General features: G+C 61.3%; 12 protein-coding genes. 8 read left to right on the forward strand and 4 right to left on the reverse strand.

All coding sequences use genetic code 11. The annotated features are described in order from the left end of the window. Window positions 1–97 precede the first annotated feature (97 nt). The 3 genes from fecA to J7E41_RS16605 form a co-directional block, all read right to left on the reverse strand. Complete coding sequence (gene fecA / locus J7E41_RS16595) at window positions 98–2,443, reverse strand: TonB-dependent Fe(3+) dicitrate receptor FecA (RefSeq protein WP_214994424.1); 2,346 nt, start codon at window positions 2,441–2,443, stop codon at window positions 98–100. Between the two features lie 90 nt (window positions 2,444–2,533). Further along, a complete protein-coding gene (locus tag J7E41_RS16600) occupies window positions 2,534–3,487 on the reverse strand; it encodes a FecR domain-containing protein (RefSeq protein ID WP_214994426.1) in 954 nt (317 codons plus the stop codon). Then, complete coding sequence (locus J7E41_RS16605; protein ID WP_214994428.1) at window positions 3,484–3,972, reverse strand: sigma-70 family RNA polymerase sigma factor; 489 nt, start codon at window positions 3,970–3,972, stop codon at window positions 3,484–3,486. Before J7E41_RS16605 ends, J7E41_RS16600 begins: the two co-directional genes overlap by 4 nt. 180 nt (window positions 3,973–4,152) lie before the next feature. Between J7E41_RS16605 and J7E41_RS16610 the strand changes: the two genes are divergently transcribed. The 8 genes from J7E41_RS16610 (at window position 4,153) to dacB (ending at window position 14,742) form a co-directional block, all read left to right on the forward strand. Next, window positions 4,153–4,455: a DUF3649 domain-containing protein gene (locus J7E41_RS16610; protein WP_214994430.1), complete on the forward strand. Its 303-nt coding sequence runs from the start codon at window positions 4,153–4,155 to the stop codon at window positions 4,453–4,455. Beyond that, complete coding sequence (locus J7E41_RS16615; protein ID WP_214994432.1) at window positions 4,452–6,023, forward strand: PepSY-associated TM helix domain-containing protein; 1,572 nt, start codon at window positions 4,452–4,454, stop codon at window positions 6,021–6,023. Before J7E41_RS16610 ends, J7E41_RS16615 begins: the two co-directional genes overlap by 4 nt. Then, entirely contained in the window at window positions 6,023–6,349 is a 327-nt protein-coding gene (locus J7E41_RS16620; RefSeq protein WP_214994434.1) for a DUF3325 domain-containing protein, read from the forward strand. Before J7E41_RS16615 ends, J7E41_RS16620 begins: the two co-directional genes overlap by 1 nt. An 8-nt stretch (window positions 6,350–6,357) precedes the next feature. Next, window positions 6,358–6,936, forward strand: coding sequence for an RNA polymerase sigma factor (locus J7E41_RS16625; RefSeq protein WP_435304129.1), 579 nt, complete (start codon window positions 6,358–6,360; stop codon window positions 6,934–6,936). Then, complete coding sequence (locus J7E41_RS16630) at window positions 6,933–7,922, forward strand: FecR family protein (RefSeq protein ID WP_353049408.1); 990 nt, start codon at window positions 6,933–6,935, stop codon at window positions 7,920–7,922. The genes J7E41_RS16625 and J7E41_RS16630 overlap by 4 nt, the downstream gene beginning before the upstream one ends. Window positions 7,923–8,180: 258 nt before the next feature. Next, a complete protein-coding gene (locus tag J7E41_RS16635; RefSeq protein ID WP_214994436.1) occupies window positions 8,181–10,421 on the forward strand; it encodes a TonB-dependent receptor family protein in 2,241 nt (746 codons plus the stop codon). Between the two features lie 418 nt (window positions 10,422–10,839). Then, a complete protein-coding gene (locus J7E41_RS16640) occupies window positions 10,840–13,209 on the forward strand; it encodes a TonB-dependent siderophore receptor (RefSeq protein WP_251029548.1) in 2,370 nt (789 codons plus the stop codon). 75 nt (window positions 13,210–13,284) lie between these two features. After that, window positions 13,285–14,742, forward strand: coding sequence for a D-alanyl-D-alanine carboxypeptidase/D-alanyl-D-alanine endopeptidase (gene dacB / locus J7E41_RS16645; protein ID WP_214994440.1), 1,458 nt, complete (start codon window positions 13,285–13,287; stop codon window positions 14,740–14,742). A gap of 128 nt (window positions 14,743–14,870) precedes the next feature. Here dacB and J7E41_RS16650 read toward each other — a convergent pair whose 3' ends face one another. Continuing rightward, entirely contained in the window at window positions 14,871–15,746 is an 876-nt protein-coding gene (locus J7E41_RS16650; protein ID WP_214994442.1) for a helix-turn-helix domain-containing protein, read from the reverse strand. Window positions 15,747–15,778: the final 32 nt, after the last annotated feature.

Here is a 15,778-nt window from a genome sequence, read left to right on the forward strand (position 1 = left end):
GGATCAGTCAAAGTATCTGGTGACGGATACACCGCCTTCGCGAGCAAGCCCGCTCCCACATTAGATCTCCATTTCCCCAGGTACTGGCGTCGAGCTTTTAGAACGCCACCGACGTCTGCACATACACCGTCCGCGGTTCCCCCACGTATTTGCCCTTGTTGTTATCGTCAAACGAGCGCGTGTAGTACTGCTTGTTGAAGATGTTCTTCACCCCAACCGCCACAGTCAAATCCGATAACTGTGAGCCAAAGTCATACGCCGCACGGCTGCTGAATAACATGTAGCCAGGGATCCGGCCGGTGCTGCCGTCGGCGCTTTGCGCTTGGGTATTGGCGTTGTCGGCGAACTGGCTGCTCTGGTAGCTGCTGTCCACATTTAGTTTCCACGCGCCTTCGGTGTAGCCGACGCCTAGGGTGCCTTTGTGCTTGGACGAGAAGGGCACGCGGTTGCCTTTGTTCGGGCCGTCTTCGCGGATGGTCGCGTCGACGTAGGCATAGCTGGCGTACACATCAAAACCGGCCAGGGCCGGGCTTATCCCGTCGAGGGCATAGTTGATGCTGGACTCGATGCCCTGATGGCGGGTTTCACCGCGAGCGATCACCGTGTCGTTGGTCTGGTTGCTGTCGTACTGGTTGTCGAAGTTGATCAGGAACGCGCCAATTTCCGCCCGCAGGGTGCCGTTGTCATAGCGCGTGCCCAGTTCCCAGGTGCGGGCTTTTTCCGGTTTCACTTCGCCGCTGTTCACGCGGTTGGGCATCTGGCTGTATTGCACGCTGCCGAAGGAGCCTTCGGTGTTGGCGTAGAGGTTCCAGTCGTCGCTCAGGTGGTAGAGCACGTTCAGCGCCGGCAAGGCCGTGTTGTAGTCACCCTTGTATTTGACGTTGGTCAGGTTGTTGGTCTGTTGCGACTCGATCATCTCGTAGCGCACGCCCGGGGTGATGGTCCACTTGCCGATATCAATCCGGTCATCGATAAAGAACGCATGGGCTTCAGTGCTGCCGCGGGTGTCGCGATCGTTGCGGCTGTTGGTGGTGGGCAATTGCTGGTTGGCGGTCATCGGCGTGCGGTAGCGCAATTCGTGGCCGGCTTCGTTGATGTAGCGATAGCCAACGCCGACTTCGTGGCTGGTTTCACCAAGGTCGAAGCCTTGGGCGAAACGGGTTTCCAGGCCGCGCACCCAATATTCGCGGGGTGACAGCGAGAGGAAATTGCCTTGGTCCAGGTAACCGCTGCGCAGGGTCTTGGTGAAGAAGCTGTTGACGGTGAATTCCCGGCGATCTTCCTGATAGCGATAGCCGACGTTGAACATCGTGCGCCGGCCCCAGAATTTGTCGTTGGGACGGGTGGACTGATACGGATCAGCCTTGTAGTCCGCCGCGCTCAAACCGCCGGGCATATCGGCCTGGCCTTCGTAGTACTGGGCCATGGCGTTGAAGCTGTTGGCGTCGTCCAGTTGGTATTTACCCTTGAGGATCAGGTCGTCGATTTGCGTGTCGCTGTGTTCACGCCAGTCGCCGCCGCGGGTGCCGGAGTACAGGATCGCGCCGCCCAGACCATTGTCGGCCGTGCCGCCCGCCAGCAGATTGCCGGTGGTCTTGAAGCCATCGTGGCTGGAGGACGGGCTGGTCTCGGTCTGCAAGCCGCCTTTGACCGTGGGTGCATCGGGAATCGCGCGGGTCACGAAGTTGACGATGCCGCCAACGTTCTGCGGGCCGTAACGCACTGCGCCGCCGCCGCGCACCACATCCACCGCGTCCATGTTGCCCATGCTGATCGGGGCGAAGGACAACTGCGGCTGGCCATACGGCGCGAAGGGCACTGGAATGCCGTCCATCAATACGGTAGAGCGCGACGCCAGCCGTGGATTGAGCCCGCGAATACCGAAGTTCAGTGCCATGTCGTGGCTGCCGGTGCCGTTGTTTTCCGGGGCATTGACGCCGGGGATGCGGTTGAGCACGTCGCGGGCCTGGGTCGCGCCCTGGCGTTCGAACGCTTCGCGGCGGATCACGTCACGGGCGCCGGGGTGTTCGAAGACGTTGGTCTGGGCGGCGTCGCCCAACCAGTCGCCGACCACGCTTGAAGTACCCAGCTCAAGGGTGGCCGGCGCGTTGATTGATTGCAGGCTGTAGGCGTTATCGCCTTCGGCACGGGCTTGTAGGCCGGTACCCTCCAACAGTTTTTGCAAACCCTCTTCGGCGGTATAGCTGCCCGACAAACCATGACTCTGCACGCCAGCGGTCACTTGGGACCCAAAGGAAATCAACACGCCGGCTTCACGACCAAACTGGTTCAGCGCCGCTTCCAGGGAGGCGGGCGCGATACGGTAAGGCTTGGCCTCGGCGGCGGCGACGTGGGGCAGTACCGTGAAACTGAGGCTGGCACCCAGCAGCAGGTGGCGCAGGGTGCGAGCGAGAGGCGTCAGGCGAGTCGGTTGCTGGGGCATGGAAGGCGGTCCTGAGAAGGGGAAGTCTGGGTGGCTTTCCTTCTCTGTCACGCGAGGTGTGGAAAACGGCTCACAGGTGCAAAAAATAATTCAGGCGCGGGCTTCGACCGTCACCCAGTAGCGGGTAAAACGCCGCACTTTCACCGGCAGGCTGATTTCCAGCAGGTCGAGAATTCGCTCGCTGTCGTCCAGCGGGTAGCTGCCGGAGATCAGCAGGTTGGCCACTTGCGGGTCGCAATTGAGGTGGCCACGGCGATAGCGGCCCAGTTCGTCGAGGAAGTCCGCCAGGCGCATGTGGGCCGCCACCAACATGCCGTCCGCCCAGGCGCCGCTGCCGGCATCGACGGGTTGCGCGGTGTCCCAGCCTTTGCGGGTGAAGTTCACCTGGCGTTTTTTTTCCACGCTCAGCGGCAGGCCGGAGTAGGCCTTGGGCGTGACCTCGACGTGGCCGTCAAAGACTGCCAGTTGGGTGTGATCGCTGAACTGCCGCACATTCAGCCGTGCCGCCTGGGCGCTGAGCAGCCCTTGGCCGGTCAGGACGCGCAGCGGGGTGGTGCCTGCGTTGCTGGTGAGCAAAATTTCGCCTTCAAGCAAACGGATCAGGCGTTGTTGGCCGTCGAAATGTACATCCACCGCGCTGCCGGTGTTGAGCTGCAACTGACTGCCATCGGCCAGTTGCACCTTGCGGCGCTGGCCCACCGGGCTGCGGTAGTCGGCGCTCAACGGTGGCAGCAGGTGTTTTTCCCGCAGGCCCCAGGTCAAGGCCGAGCCGGCACCGAGGATCAGTAACAGTTTCAAGGCGTGGCGCCGGCTGCTGGACGTCGGTGCATTTAAGGCCGCGTGGGCCAAGGGCGACGGCATGCCACGCAGCCGCTGGTTGACCCGTTGAATATGGTCCCAGGCGCGTTGATGTTCGCTGTGGGCATCCAGCCATTGCTGCCAGGCGGCCTGCTTGCGCGAGTTGAGCGGTGCCTGCTGCATTTCCATCAGCCAGTGCACCGCCTGTTCGGCGACTTGGGTGGAGAAGTTCGTGGCTGGGTTCATAGGGCGAAGTAACAGCGCAGGGCTGCCTTGTTGAGATGGCGTTTGACGGTGGCGATGGAGATTCCCAGCGCTCTGCCGATTTGCGCATAGGTCAAACCGTCGAGCTGGGCCAGCAGGAAGGCGCGCTTGACCACCGTGGGCAAGCCGTCCAGCAATTGATCGAGCTCGATCAGAGTTTGCAGGATGATCGCCCGGTCTTCTTCCGAGGGCGCCACGCATTCAGGCATTTGCGCCAGGGCGTCGAGGTAGGCGCGCTCCAGGTCTCGGCGGCGGAAATGGTTGAACAACACGCGCTTGGCGATGGTGGTAAGGAAGGCGCGGGGCTCGATCAGTGTCGGCGTTTGCGGTGCCGTCAGCACTTTGATGAATGTGTCCTGGGCCAGGTCGGCGGCACTGTCCGGGCAGCCGAGCTTGCGTCGCAACCAGCCGGTAAGCCAGTTGTGATGGTCGTGGTAGAGGACTTCGACAGTAGTGGGCGGCCGCAACGTGCATACTCCGGCAGCATCTGCATGCTTTAGAGAACAAGAATTGTTCGCATTGTAGTGGCGACAGATGGCGTTCGGCAATCAGTGGCAGACCGATGGAATGCGAATACATCTGTTCTCTTTTGCTTATGAGAATATTTATCATTAATATTGCACCCTGATAAATCAGGCGTTGCCCGCATGAAAAGTAGAGCCTCACTTCCCGTCTCCTACCGCCTCGCCGTGACATCGCGCGCGCTGGCGGCTGTCTTTGGCGGCTACCTGCTGGCTTCCCTGGCCAGTATCTGCATGGCCTTCTGGCTGCCCATTTCACGGGCCGATGCGGTGGTCAGCGCGATGATGAGTGCCTTTGTGTTCTACCTGCTGGCGGTGATCTGGTGTTTTGCCTGCCGGAGTGCCTGGCGAGCCTGGTTTGGCATCCTGGTACCCAGTGCGGTATTGGCGACGCTGGCGGGCGTCAGCCACTGGATGGTCCAGCCATGAAAGAGGGTTTCCGTCAGGCCATGGCCTGGTTGCACACCTGGGTTGGGTTGATCTTCGGCTGGCTGCTGTTCGCGATTTTCCTGACGGGCACCTTGGCCTATTTCAAGGGCGAAATGACCCATTGGATGCAGCCCGAGGTGCAGGCCCATCCGCTGGACAACGCCCGCAGCCTGGCGATGGCCCAGACCTATTTGCAACAACAGGCACCTCATGCAGCCCGCTGGTTTATCACATTACCTGACAGTCGCCAGCCGGGTCTGTCGGTGATGTGGCAGGACAAGGTCGACCCCGGCAAACGCGGTAATTTCATCCGCAAACGCCTCGACTCGCTCGCCGGCAGCGAGGTCCAGGCCCGGGAAAGCATGGGTGGCGAGTTCTTCTACCGCTTCCACTTCCAACTGCAAATGCCTTACCCGTGGGGCCGCTGGCTGTCGACCATGGCGGCGATGGTGATGTTTATCGCGTTGATCACCGGGATCATCACCCACAAGAAAATCTTCAAGGACTTCTTTACCTTCCGTCCGCGCAAGGGCCAGCGCTCCTGGCTCGATGGGCATAACGCGGTGGGTGTGCTGGTGCTACCGTTTCATTTGATGATCACCTACAGCAGCCTGGTGATTTTCATGAGCATGGTGATGCCGGCAACTATCGTGGCCTCCTACGGCAATACCGACGCGTTTTTCGATGACCTGTTCCCGGCCACCAATAATGCGCCGGCCTTGGGGCAGCCTGCGCCGTTGTTGGCGCTGGGCCCGATGTATGACGAGGCTCGCCGGCAATGGGGTGGTGGCCACGTCGAACGGTTGGTGGTGAACAACCCGGGGGATGTGAACGCGACGGTCAATGTCATTCGCGCAGGTTCTGACCGTGTGGTGCATGACTTTGGCAGTGTCGTGTCGTTTAACGGCGCCAGCGGTGAAGTGGTGCGGGTCAGTACCGAACAGTCCCTGCCCATGGCCATCAGTGGCAGCTTCTACGGTTTGCACATGGGGCATTTCGCCGGCCCGGTGTTGCGTTGGTTGTATTTCATTTGTGGCCTGGCGGGCACGGCGATGATTGGCACCGGGTTGGTGATCTGGTTGAGCAAGCGTCAGCTCAAACATGCCAGGACCGGTGTCATGCCGTTTGAGTTGCGGCTGGTGGAAGTGCTGAACATTGCCAGCATGTCCGGGCTGATGATCGCTATCGGCGCGTTCTTCTGGGCCAATCGGCTGCTGCCGGTCGGGTTTGCCGAGCGCTCGAATTGGGAAGTGCAGAGCTTCTTTATTGCCTGGGGCCTGACCGTACTGCATGCCATGCTGCGGCGCGGTCGCCAGGGTTGGGTCGAGCAACTGAGCCTGGGCGCGTTGCTGTTTATCGGTGTGCCGTTGCTGAACGCCTTGACCACCTCCCAGCACCTTGGGGTGTCGCTGGTTCAGGGCGACTGGGCCATGGCTGGCTTCGACCTGACCTGCCTGGGCAGCGGCATATTCCTCGCCTGGGCTGCCTGGAAAATGCAGCACCGCGCTGTTGCGCAGCCCAAAGCCGAGCGTGCCCGCGCTGTGTCTCTCAAGGGCGAGGTGAACTGATGCTGCTGGCGCTGCTGTTGTGTTACGTCGGGTTCACCGCGTTGTGCCTGTCCACGGATCGCCACCACGACGAGCTGCTGCACAGCAAACCATCGCCCGGTCGACGATTGGCCTTGCGCCTCGGCGGTGGGTGGCTGCTGATCGTGTCGATCTGGCCAGCGGTGCATACCGTCGGTTGGGGCCAGGGCCTGGTGGAGTGGTGCGCGGTGCTGATGTGCAGTGCTTTGCTGCTGGTGTTGCTGTTGCCGTACCGGCCAAGGTTGGCCTTGACTCTGGCGGGCGTCAGCCTGTTGGCCAGCCCGGTTGCGGCCGTCGCAATACTCTGAGCATGCCCTTGATGATCACCACGCCACCCGAATCCCAGGATCGCCAGCACGCTGAATCGGCGGGTGGCCGTGCGCATTTTTTGCAGGTGTTTTTGTCCCAGCGTTCACAGATGGAAGCGCTGGTCAGCCGTCGCGTCGGTTGCCGGGCGACGGCGGCGGATCTGGTCCAGGATTTATTCCTGCGCTTCTGGCGCCGGCCGCTGGTACAGGTCGAAGAGCTCAGCACTTACCTGCTGCGTTGTGCCGGCAATATCGCCATCGACCACCTGCGCAGCGAAGGCGCGCGCGTGCGCAGCAACGAGGGCTGGCTGCCGGAACAACAGCACAACCAGAGTCATGAACCCCAGGCCGCGCTGGAAGCCGGTAACGACCTGCGCCATGTCGAAGCCGCCTTGCGCAGCTTGCCCGAACGTACGCGGCAGATCTTTTTGCTCAACCGCATTCACGGTCGCAAGTACGTCGAGATCGCCAAGGCCATGGGCCTGTCCCAAAGCGCCGTGGAAAAACATATGATGCGTGCCCTCGAAGCCTGCAAGGCCAGTCTTCGTGAACCCTCGTTGCCACGTTCGCCAGGGAAAGCACCGTGATCACCCCTTTCCGCGTCACCCCGACGCCCGAGCAGGAACAGGCCGCGCTGGCCTGGTTGAGCCTGTTGCACGACCAGCCCAGCAGTGGTGACCAGGCCACATTCAGCCGTTGGTTGCGCGCCGACCCGGCTCACGCCAGTGCCTACGCTCAGGCCCAGGTGTTGTGGGAGTTGAGCGAAGTGCCGGCGCGCGCACTCGCGCAGGAAGAGGCCGTGGCGTTGCAGGGCTATCTGAATGCGATGGACCGTTCAAAGCGCTCAAACACACGACGCTGGTCGGGTGCCTTGGCCATGGCCGCGTGTCTGTTGTTGATGGTGGCCCTGGGTGCCGGTTGGCAGCCGTCGCGTTGGGTCGATGACTTCGGTGCCGATTACGTGACGGCACCGGGGGAGGTGAAGACCGTCATCCTGGCGGATCAATCCAGGGTTACCCTGGATGCCGACAGCGCCATCGCCGTGGATTTCAGTCATGGCGAACGCCATATCCAACTGCGTCGCGGCGCCGGTTTTTTCAGCGTGACCCACACCGGCGAACCCTTTGTGGTAGAGGCGGGCAGTGGTGAGGCGCGGGTGCTGGGCACGCAATTCGAAGTGCGTCTGCAACCGGCGGGCGCCCAGGTGACGGTGTTGGCCGGGCGCGTTGGCGTCACGCCATCCAAGAGCGGGCCGCAGCAGATTCTCAGCGCCGGCCAGCAAGTGGCCTACACCGACGGCGTCGCCGATGAGCTGCATGCTGTCGACAGCGAGTCCCGTCTGGCCTGGCGTGACGGCTGGCTCAACTACTACAAGGCGCCTCTGGCCGATGTGGTCCAGGACCTGCGTCGCTACTACCCGGGGCGCATCCTGCTGCTCAATGACGACCTCGGCAACCGCCGCGTCAGTGGCAGCTTTCCGAGCCAGGATCCGCAGTCGGTTATCAACGCGTTGCAGTCGGTGTTGGGGTTCGAGCAGCACAGCGTGCTGGGCCGAGTGATTGTGTTGCGCTAGACATCAATTGCGGCGCAGGCATCAGTATTTTTCCTCCATCGCTTTTTTGCCTGTCGCTCTAGGTCAGGCACTACGGCGCCTGCAGACCTTTCATCTAACCTTCATCGCAATCACCCAAACCTGTCACCAAACCGTTACACGAGACGCGGATGATCGCCGGATTCCTGAGCAGATGGTTAGGAAGATTGGCGTCTTCTGTCAGCTCAGTCCCGACGCACATTCCCCATACAACAGATCAATGTAAGTAAGGGTCTACTCGTGAAGATCAACACTCTCTCTGCCCTGCTTTTTGCATCGGGCCTGGGCAGCTTTGCGCCGCTGGTTCTGGCGGACGACACCCAAGATGTCGGCTCGGTGAATGTGGCCGGTAAACAAACCCTGGGCAACGGCCACATGATCCGGGAAGAAAGCGCCAAGGCGCGGTCGACGGTGACCAAGGAAGCCATGGACGAAATGTCGGCCACCGCCAACGCCATCGACAAGCTCAAATACACGCCGGGCATCAACGTCTCCAGCGATGACGCCAGCGGTACCAGCGGCACCACCTTCACGATGCGCGGCATGAACTCCGATCAGGTCGGCGTTTCCATGGACGGTGTGCCGATCAACGACTCCGGCAACTACGCCGTTTATTCGAACCAGTTCGGCGACCCGGAAAACCTGGCGGAAGTGTTTGTCACCCAGGGCTCTTCGGAAGCGGACGGCCCGCACATTGGCTCCAGCGGTGGCAACATCGGCATGGTCACGGTTCGGCCGACCAAGGAGTCCGGGGTTTTCGTCAAACAGATCGTTGGCGCCAATGCCCTGCGCAAGACCTTCGCCCGGATCAACACCGGTGAGATGGGTGGTTTCAAGTCCTGGATTTCGGCGTCCCATCTTGAAGGTGACAAGTGGCGCGGCGAGGGCACGATGCGCAGTGACAAGGTTGAATGGAGCGGCCTGTTCGAAGAGGACAACGGCAATTCCACGCAGGCCATCGTGAAATACAACAAGCAGGAAAACTACAACTACAACTCCTTGAGCAAGGCACAGTTCCAACAGCAGGGGCGGCGCCTGGACTACGCTGAAACGCCGGTCTATAAGGGCGGCTTGCTGTCATCTTCCTACAAGCTCAACCGCAACCCGTTTGAAAGCGTCAACGCGACGCTCATCCAGCGCTGGCAGCTGCGTGACAACCTGTCCCTGACCGTCACGCCGTATTACTACTGGGCCAGCGGCGGCAGCTTCAGCGGCCAGACCGCTTCCAACCTGGGGCCGAACTCCGACAAGGCCGGCAACTACGACCTGAGTAACCTGCAGTCGGCCAACTATTACCGTCCATCGTGGACCGAGACCTGGCGTCCTGGCGTCACCGCCAAAATGAAATGGGACATCAATGAAGAGCACAGCCTGGACTACGGCTACTGGTACGAACGCGCACGCCAGCGTCAGACCCAGCCGTTTATCGGGATCAACCGTGAAGGCGCACCCAATGATGTGTGGGGCGATTACAACAGCGGCAACCAGGTGGTCGACAAGAACGGCGCGACCGTCCAGGGCCGCCACTACTACACCGAGACCCCGGCGCAAAAGCTCTGGGTCCAGGACAACTGGCAAGCAACGCCGGACCTGAGTTTTGTCGGCGGCGTGGCCTACCAGTACGTCGAACGTGACGGCAACAACCTGGGCAGCCTGTACGACAAGGCGGAAAAGCGTAACGCCCGTTACCATCAGTTCCTGCCCAACTTCAGCGCCAAGTACCAGGTCGACGAGAGCAATCAAGCGTTCTACAACGTCACCCGAAATATGCGTACACCCCCCAACTACGTGCTGTACAACAAAGGTGATTCCTTAAGCCTCAGCCCCGAGTTGAGCTGGAACCAGGAACTGGGCTGGCGCTACACCGAAGAGAACATGGCGCTGAACGCGACCCTGTTTTACATCACCTTCAAGGACCGTCAACTGTCGACCACCGACCTCAACGGTGACTTCGTGATGGCCAACGTCGGCGACGTGACCAACAAGGGCCTGGAGCTGGAGTGGAGCGGCCTGCTGCCGCACAACTTCAATTACTACGCGTCCTACACCTACACCAAGTCTGAACAGCAGGACGACTTCGTCAGCAAGAACGTGCTGCTACCGACCTCGGGCAAGCAGTTGGCCAACGTGCCGGAAAACATGTTCAACCTGGTCTTCGGCTACGACGATGCGCGCTTCTACGGCAACGTCGCGGGCAAATACGTGGGCAGCTTCTATGGCGACTTGACCAACAACGAGAAAATCGAAGGCCGCACCGTGTTTGACCTCAACGCCGGTATCTACCTGCCGGTGGATAAAAAAGTCATCAAGTCGGCGACCCTGCGCTTCTCGATGCTCAACGTGTTCGACAAGGAATACCTGAGCTCGGCGCGCACCGTGTCGTTCAACTCGGCACCGGTCAACGGCCTGGGGGCAAGCACCGCGTTTTACAACGTGGGTGAAGAGCGTACGGCGATGGTTTCCCTGGAAGCCAATTTCTAACCGCTGTGGCGAGCGGGCTTCCTGTGACAACCAGGCTTCCTGTGGCGAGCGGGCTTGCCCGCGTTGGGCTGCGAAGCGGCCCTGAAACCTGTCACCGCGTTTCTTCTGAAAGAGCGCGGTGACCTTATGGGGCTGCTTCGCAGCCCAACGCGGGCAAGCCCGCTCGCCACAGGAAGCCCGCTTGCCACAGGATGCCCGGCTGTCACAGAAAGCAGGCTCACCCCAAGACCTCCCCAGCACCCTTTCAGAAAAATATTTTCAGTTTCCCGTGAGGTAAACCCATCCCTCATCCGTGTAGTGCTTGAAACTGCGATTAATTCGCATTAACAGCGCTTCTCTACACGGGTTCTCAAGCATGAAGTCCAGGGCAACGTCGGCGGCAGGTGGTTTGGTTAAGCAATGGCTGGGAGCCTCGGTGATGGTGGTGTCGGGGCTGGCGTTGTTGCCCTTGTCGGTGGCACAGGCGGCGGAGCCGGAGCAGCAAAGCGCGGTGTTCAGTTTTGCCCTTGCGGCCAAGCCGTTACCCCAGGCGTTGAGTGAGTTCAGCCGGGTCACCGGGATCAGTGTGGTCTACACCGATGAAGCGCCCTATGGCATCAACGCCCCAGCGGTCAACGGACGGATGAGCGCGGCTCAGGCCATGCAGCGTTTGCTCGGCAACTCCGGTTTCACCTTCCGCCAGATCGACGCCCGTACCCTGGCCCTGGAGCCGCAACCCACCGAAGGTGCGGTGAACCTGGGCGCCACCACCATCAGTGGCCTGGGTCAATCCGAGGCAACCACCAGCTATCAGCCGCCGCCCACCAGTTCGGTGATGCGCTCCCAGGGCCTGCTGCTGGAAACCCCGCAAACCGTCAACGTGGTACCGGCTCAGGTCATTCGCGATCAGGTGCCGCGCAATCTTGACGATGCCTTGGCCAACGTCAGCGGGATCACTCAAGCCAACACCCTCGGCAGTACCCAGGATGCAGTGATGCTGCGCGGCTTTGGCGACAACCGTAACGGTTCGGTCATGCGCGACGGCATGCCGGTGGTGCAGGGCAGGGCGCTGAACTCCACGGCGGAGCGGGTTGAAGTGCTCAAGGGCCCGGCGTCGTTGTTGTATGGCATCCAGGACCCGGGCGGTGTGGTCAATATCGTCAGCAAAAAGCCGGAACTGACCCAGTCCACCGCCCTGACTGTGCGCGGTTCGACCTTCGGCAGCGGCAAGAACGGCAGCGGTGGCAACCTCGACACCACCGGCCCCATCGGGGACTCGGGCCTGGCGTATCGCCTGATTGTCGACCATGAAGATGAAGATTACTGGCGTAACTTTGGCACCTACCGTGAAAGCCTGATCGCACCGTCCCTGGCCTGGTATGGCGAGAACACCCAGTTGCTGTTCGCGTATGAGCACCGGGAATTTCTCTCGCCCTTCGACCGTGGCACCGCCATCGACCCGAAGACCCATCACCCGCTGGACATCCCGGCCACCCGCCGTCTGGATGAGCCTTTCAATAATATGGAAGGCCGCTCCGACCTCTATCGTTTCGAAGCCGATCACGACCTGAACGACGATTGGAAAGCCCACTTCGGCTACAGCTGGAACCGCGAAACCTATGACGCCAGTCAGGTGCGTGTGAGCAAGGTCAACGCCAACGGCACCCTGACCCGCAGCATGGACGGCACCCAGGGCGCGCTGACCACTGACCGTTTCGCTACCGTCAGCCTTGAAGGCAAGGTCGATGTCGCCGGCATGCGCCATGACCTGGTGCTCGGCCTGGATGACGAGTACCGCAAGATCTACCGTGCCGACCTGATTCGCCAGGCCAGCCGCAGCACTTTCAGCTACACCGACCCGGTGTATGGCCGGGAAGTGGCCGGCAGCACCGTCAGCGCTCCGGACAGCAACCAGACCGACTTGCTGCGCAGTGACTCGCTGTTCTTCCAGGACGCCATTCACCTGACTGATCAGTGGATTCTGGTGGGCGGCGCACGCTTCCAGAAATACGACCAGTACGCCGGCAAAGGCGTGCCGTTTACCGCCAACACCAACGGCAATGGCCAGAAGTGGGTGCCGCGCGTCGGCTTGGTATACCGCTACACCGATGAGTTGTCGTTCTACGGCAGCTATACCGAGTCGTTCAAACCCAACTCCACCATCGCGCCCTTGGCCAACAAGAGCGTGCTGGATGGCAGCCTGGAGCCGGAAGAATCCAAGTCCTGGGAATTGGGGACCAAGCTCGACATGCCAGGGCGTATTACCGCCAGCGCCGCGTTGTTCAATATCGACAAACGCAACGTGCTGGTATCGGTGGGCGAAGGCCTGACCTCGGTCTACAGCGTCGCCGGCAAGGTGCGCTCCCGTGGTCTGGAGCTGGACCTCAGTGGCCAGTTGACCGATCAGTGGAGCTTGATCGGCAGTTATGCCTACACCGATGCCGAGGTCACCGAAGACCCGGCGCTGAAAGGCAAGCGCCTGCAAAACGTGGCGAAGAATACGGGCTCGCTGTCGGCGGTCTATGACTTGGGCAGTATTGTTGGCGGCGATCAGTTGCGGGTGGGCGCCGGTGCGCGTTACGTCGGTGAGCGAGCCGGGGATGCAACCAATAGCTTCGAGTTGCCGGGCTACACCGTGGCCGATGTGTTTGCCACCTACGACACCAAGGTCGACGGGCAGAAGGTCAAGTTTCAGCTCAACGTGAAGAACCTGTTCGACCGCACCTACTATACCTCCGCTGTCAGCACCTCATTTGTCTCCATTGGCGATGCGCGGCAGGTGTCGGTGTCGAGCACGCTGGAGTTCTGACCCTTGGGCAGTGACGCTGGCGGCTTGAACTGCTAGCGTTGCCGCCTCTGATGACTTCCTGGGAACACCGTACTGATGCAGTTGGGACGATGGATACACACCGGCGGTTTGCTGCTGGGCTTGAGCTTATTGCTGGGCGGCTGCGCCACGGCGCCGAACCCTTCAACCACCCAGGTTCTTGACCACCTGTTGGCCGACCCTGCACTGAAGGGTGCCAGCGTTTCGTTGATGGTGCGTGATGCCCGCAGTGGCAGCACGCTTTACCAGCACAACCCTCGCAGTCGGTTGACCCCGGCTTCCAGCCTCAAACTGCTGACCACCGCGGCGGCGATGGATGTCCTCGGGCCGCAGTATCGATTTTCCACGCAATTGCTGAGCAACGGCACCCGTCAGGGTGAGCGCTTGAACGGCAATTTGTACTTGCGCGGCCTGGGGGATCCGACGATTCAGTGGACGGACTATCAGGCGTTGGCCGCGCAACTGGCGAGCCAGGGGATTCGTCAGGTCCAGGGTGACCTGGTATTCGACGACACTTGGTTCGACGCCGAACGCCTAGGCGTTGATTGGGCCCATGACGATGAAAGCACCTACTACGGCGCGCAGATTTCGGCGCTGACGGTGTCGCCCGATACGGATTTTGATGCGGGCACTTTGCTCGTTACGGCCAAGGCGCCGGTGGTTGCCGGCCGGCCAGTGACGGTCGAGATCAGTCCAGCCACCGATTACGTACAAATCAGCAATCGGGCGATCAGTGGGCCGGGCAACAACTATGGGCTCAACCGCCAGCATGGGACCAATCTGCTGCGGCTCAGCGGTGCGGTGGCGCCGGGCAAGCAAAGTCGGCAGGCGGTCAGCGTCTGGGAGCCGACCCAATTGGTAGCCAACCTGTTTGAACGGGCATTGGCGGAGCAGGGGATTAGCGTTCAGGGGCGTCGGGTGATCGGTGGCACCAGTCCAACCACGGCAACGGTGTTGGCGATGCATGAGTCGGCGCCGTTGCAGGAACTGATCACGCCGTTGCTCAAGCTCTCCAACAACAGCATGGCTGAAGCGCTGCTCAAGGCCATGGGTCGCAAGACCGCCAACGCCGGCACGGCGGCGGCGGGTGTGACAGCGGTGGCAGGCTTTCTGAAACGCCAGGGGCTGGACCCGGCGACGTTGAGCCAGGTGGACGGCTCGGGCTTGTCCCGGCGCAATCTGGTGTCATCGCAAAACCTCACCGATTTGTTGTTGGCCGTGAGCAAACAGCCTTGGTTCGATGCCTGGTACAACGCCCTGCCCATTGCAGGCAACACGGACCGCATGACCGGTGGCAGCCTGCGCTATCGCTTGCGAGGCACCTTGGCCGAGAACAACCTGCACGCCAAGACCGGGTCGATGGGCGGGGTTTCGTCGTTGACCGGGTACGTCACGGATGCACAGGGGCGTAAGTTGGTGTTTTCGATGGTGACCAATAACTACGTGGTCGAGGGCGCGAGGATCAAGGTATTGGAAAATCGGTTGGCCGTTGCGCTGGCGCAAGGGGCGGACTGAAGGGAGTACATGGAGATCAAATGTGGGAGCGGGCTTGCTCGCGAAGGGGTCGGGTCAGCCAACTATGTATTAACTGACCCACCGCCTTCGCGAGCAAGCCCGCTCCCACATTGGTCCTGTGTGATTTTTCAGGCCAGGAACGCCTGGCGGTATTCCCCTGGCGTCGCCCCCATCGCCTGGCGAAACCGATTGGTGAAATGACTGGCACTGGAAAAGCCGCAGGCCAAGGCCACTTCGCTCAATGGCAGTGAGCTGCTGCGCAGCAACTCCCTGGCCCGGTTCACCCGGCGTGCCAGCAAATACTGATGCGGTGGCAAGCCAAAACTCTCGCGAAACATCCGCGCAAAGTGGTACTCCGACAACGCGCACATCCCCGCCAGTTGCCCGAGGCTGATGGGTTCGGCCAGGTGCTGATCGATGTACTCCGCCAACTGCCGGCGTTGGTGGGCGGCCAATCCACCCTTCAAGCGCAAGCCCTCGCGCATGCCCACTTGGCTGAGCAAGGTGTGGCTGAGCATTTCATGGGCCAGGCTGCTGGTGAGCAAACGCTCGGCGGGCTCGTGCCAGTTCAGGCCGACCAACTGGTGGAAGCGACGGGCTTGCGGGGCATCTTCCAGAAAGGTGCTTTCCCGCAGTTGCAGTTCCCGGGGTTCGCGGTCCAGCAGGGTGACGCAGCCAAGGGCGAACTGTTCCGGGCTGAAATACACATGGGCCAGGCGGATCTCGCCGTTGATCACCCAGGCCGACTGATGTTCGGCGGGCAGAATGCACAGTTTGTCCGGGCCGCCCTTGGTGCCGGGCTGGTCGCGCCGGAACGTCCCGGTGCCGCCTCCCACGTAGCAGGACAAGGTGTGGTGGCTGGGCGCTTCATAATCCTGGGCATCGTGATGGTTGCTCCACAAGGCTGCTGACAAGCCGTCACCGAGCTCGGCGCACCGCTCAAGGCGAGCATTGGGCGAGCGGTTGAGGGATTGAAAGACTTGCAGGGTTTCCAGTGGCGGCATGGCGGCTCTCTCTGACGACTTGCATCCTACTC

This window comes from Pseudomonas fluorescens (assembly GCF_018614655.1).
Classification (GTDB): domain Bacteria; phylum Pseudomonadota; class Gammaproteobacteria; order Pseudomonadales; family Pseudomonadaceae; genus Aquipseudomonas; species Aquipseudomonas fluorescens_BX.

Excerpts from the sequence above, each read along its gene's own strand:
- fecA (WP_214994424.1), bottom strand. The coding sequence starts at position 2,443 with ATGCCCCAGCAACCGACTCGCCTGACGCCTCTCGCTCGCACCCTGCGC.
- J7E41_RS16600 (WP_214994426.1), bottom strand. The coding sequence starts at position 3,487 with ATGAACCCAGCCACGAACTTCTCCACCCAAGTCGCCGAACAGGCGGTG.
- J7E41_RS16610 (WP_214994430.1), top strand. The coding sequence starts at position 4,153 with ATGAAAAGTAGAGCCTCACTTCCCGTCTCCTACCGCCTCGCCGTGACA.
- J7E41_RS16615 (WP_214994432.1), top strand. The coding sequence starts at position 4,452 with ATGAAAGAGGGTTTCCGTCAGGCCATGGCCTGGTTGCACACCTGGGTT.
- J7E41_RS16620 (WP_214994434.1), top strand. The coding sequence starts at position 6,023 with ATGCTGCTGGCGCTGCTGTTGTGTTACGTCGGGTTCACCGCGTTGTGC.
- J7E41_RS16640 (WP_251029548.1), top strand. The coding sequence starts at position 10,840 with ATGGTGGTGTCGGGGCTGGCGTTGTTGCCCTTGTCGGTGGCACAGGCG.
- dacB (WP_214994440.1), top strand. The coding sequence starts at position 13,285 with ATGCAGTTGGGACGATGGATACACACCGGCGGTTTGCTGCTGGGCTTG.
- J7E41_RS16650 (WP_214994442.1), bottom strand. The coding sequence starts at position 15,746 with ATGCCGCCACTGGAAACCCTGCAAGTCTTTCAATCCCTCAACCGCTCG.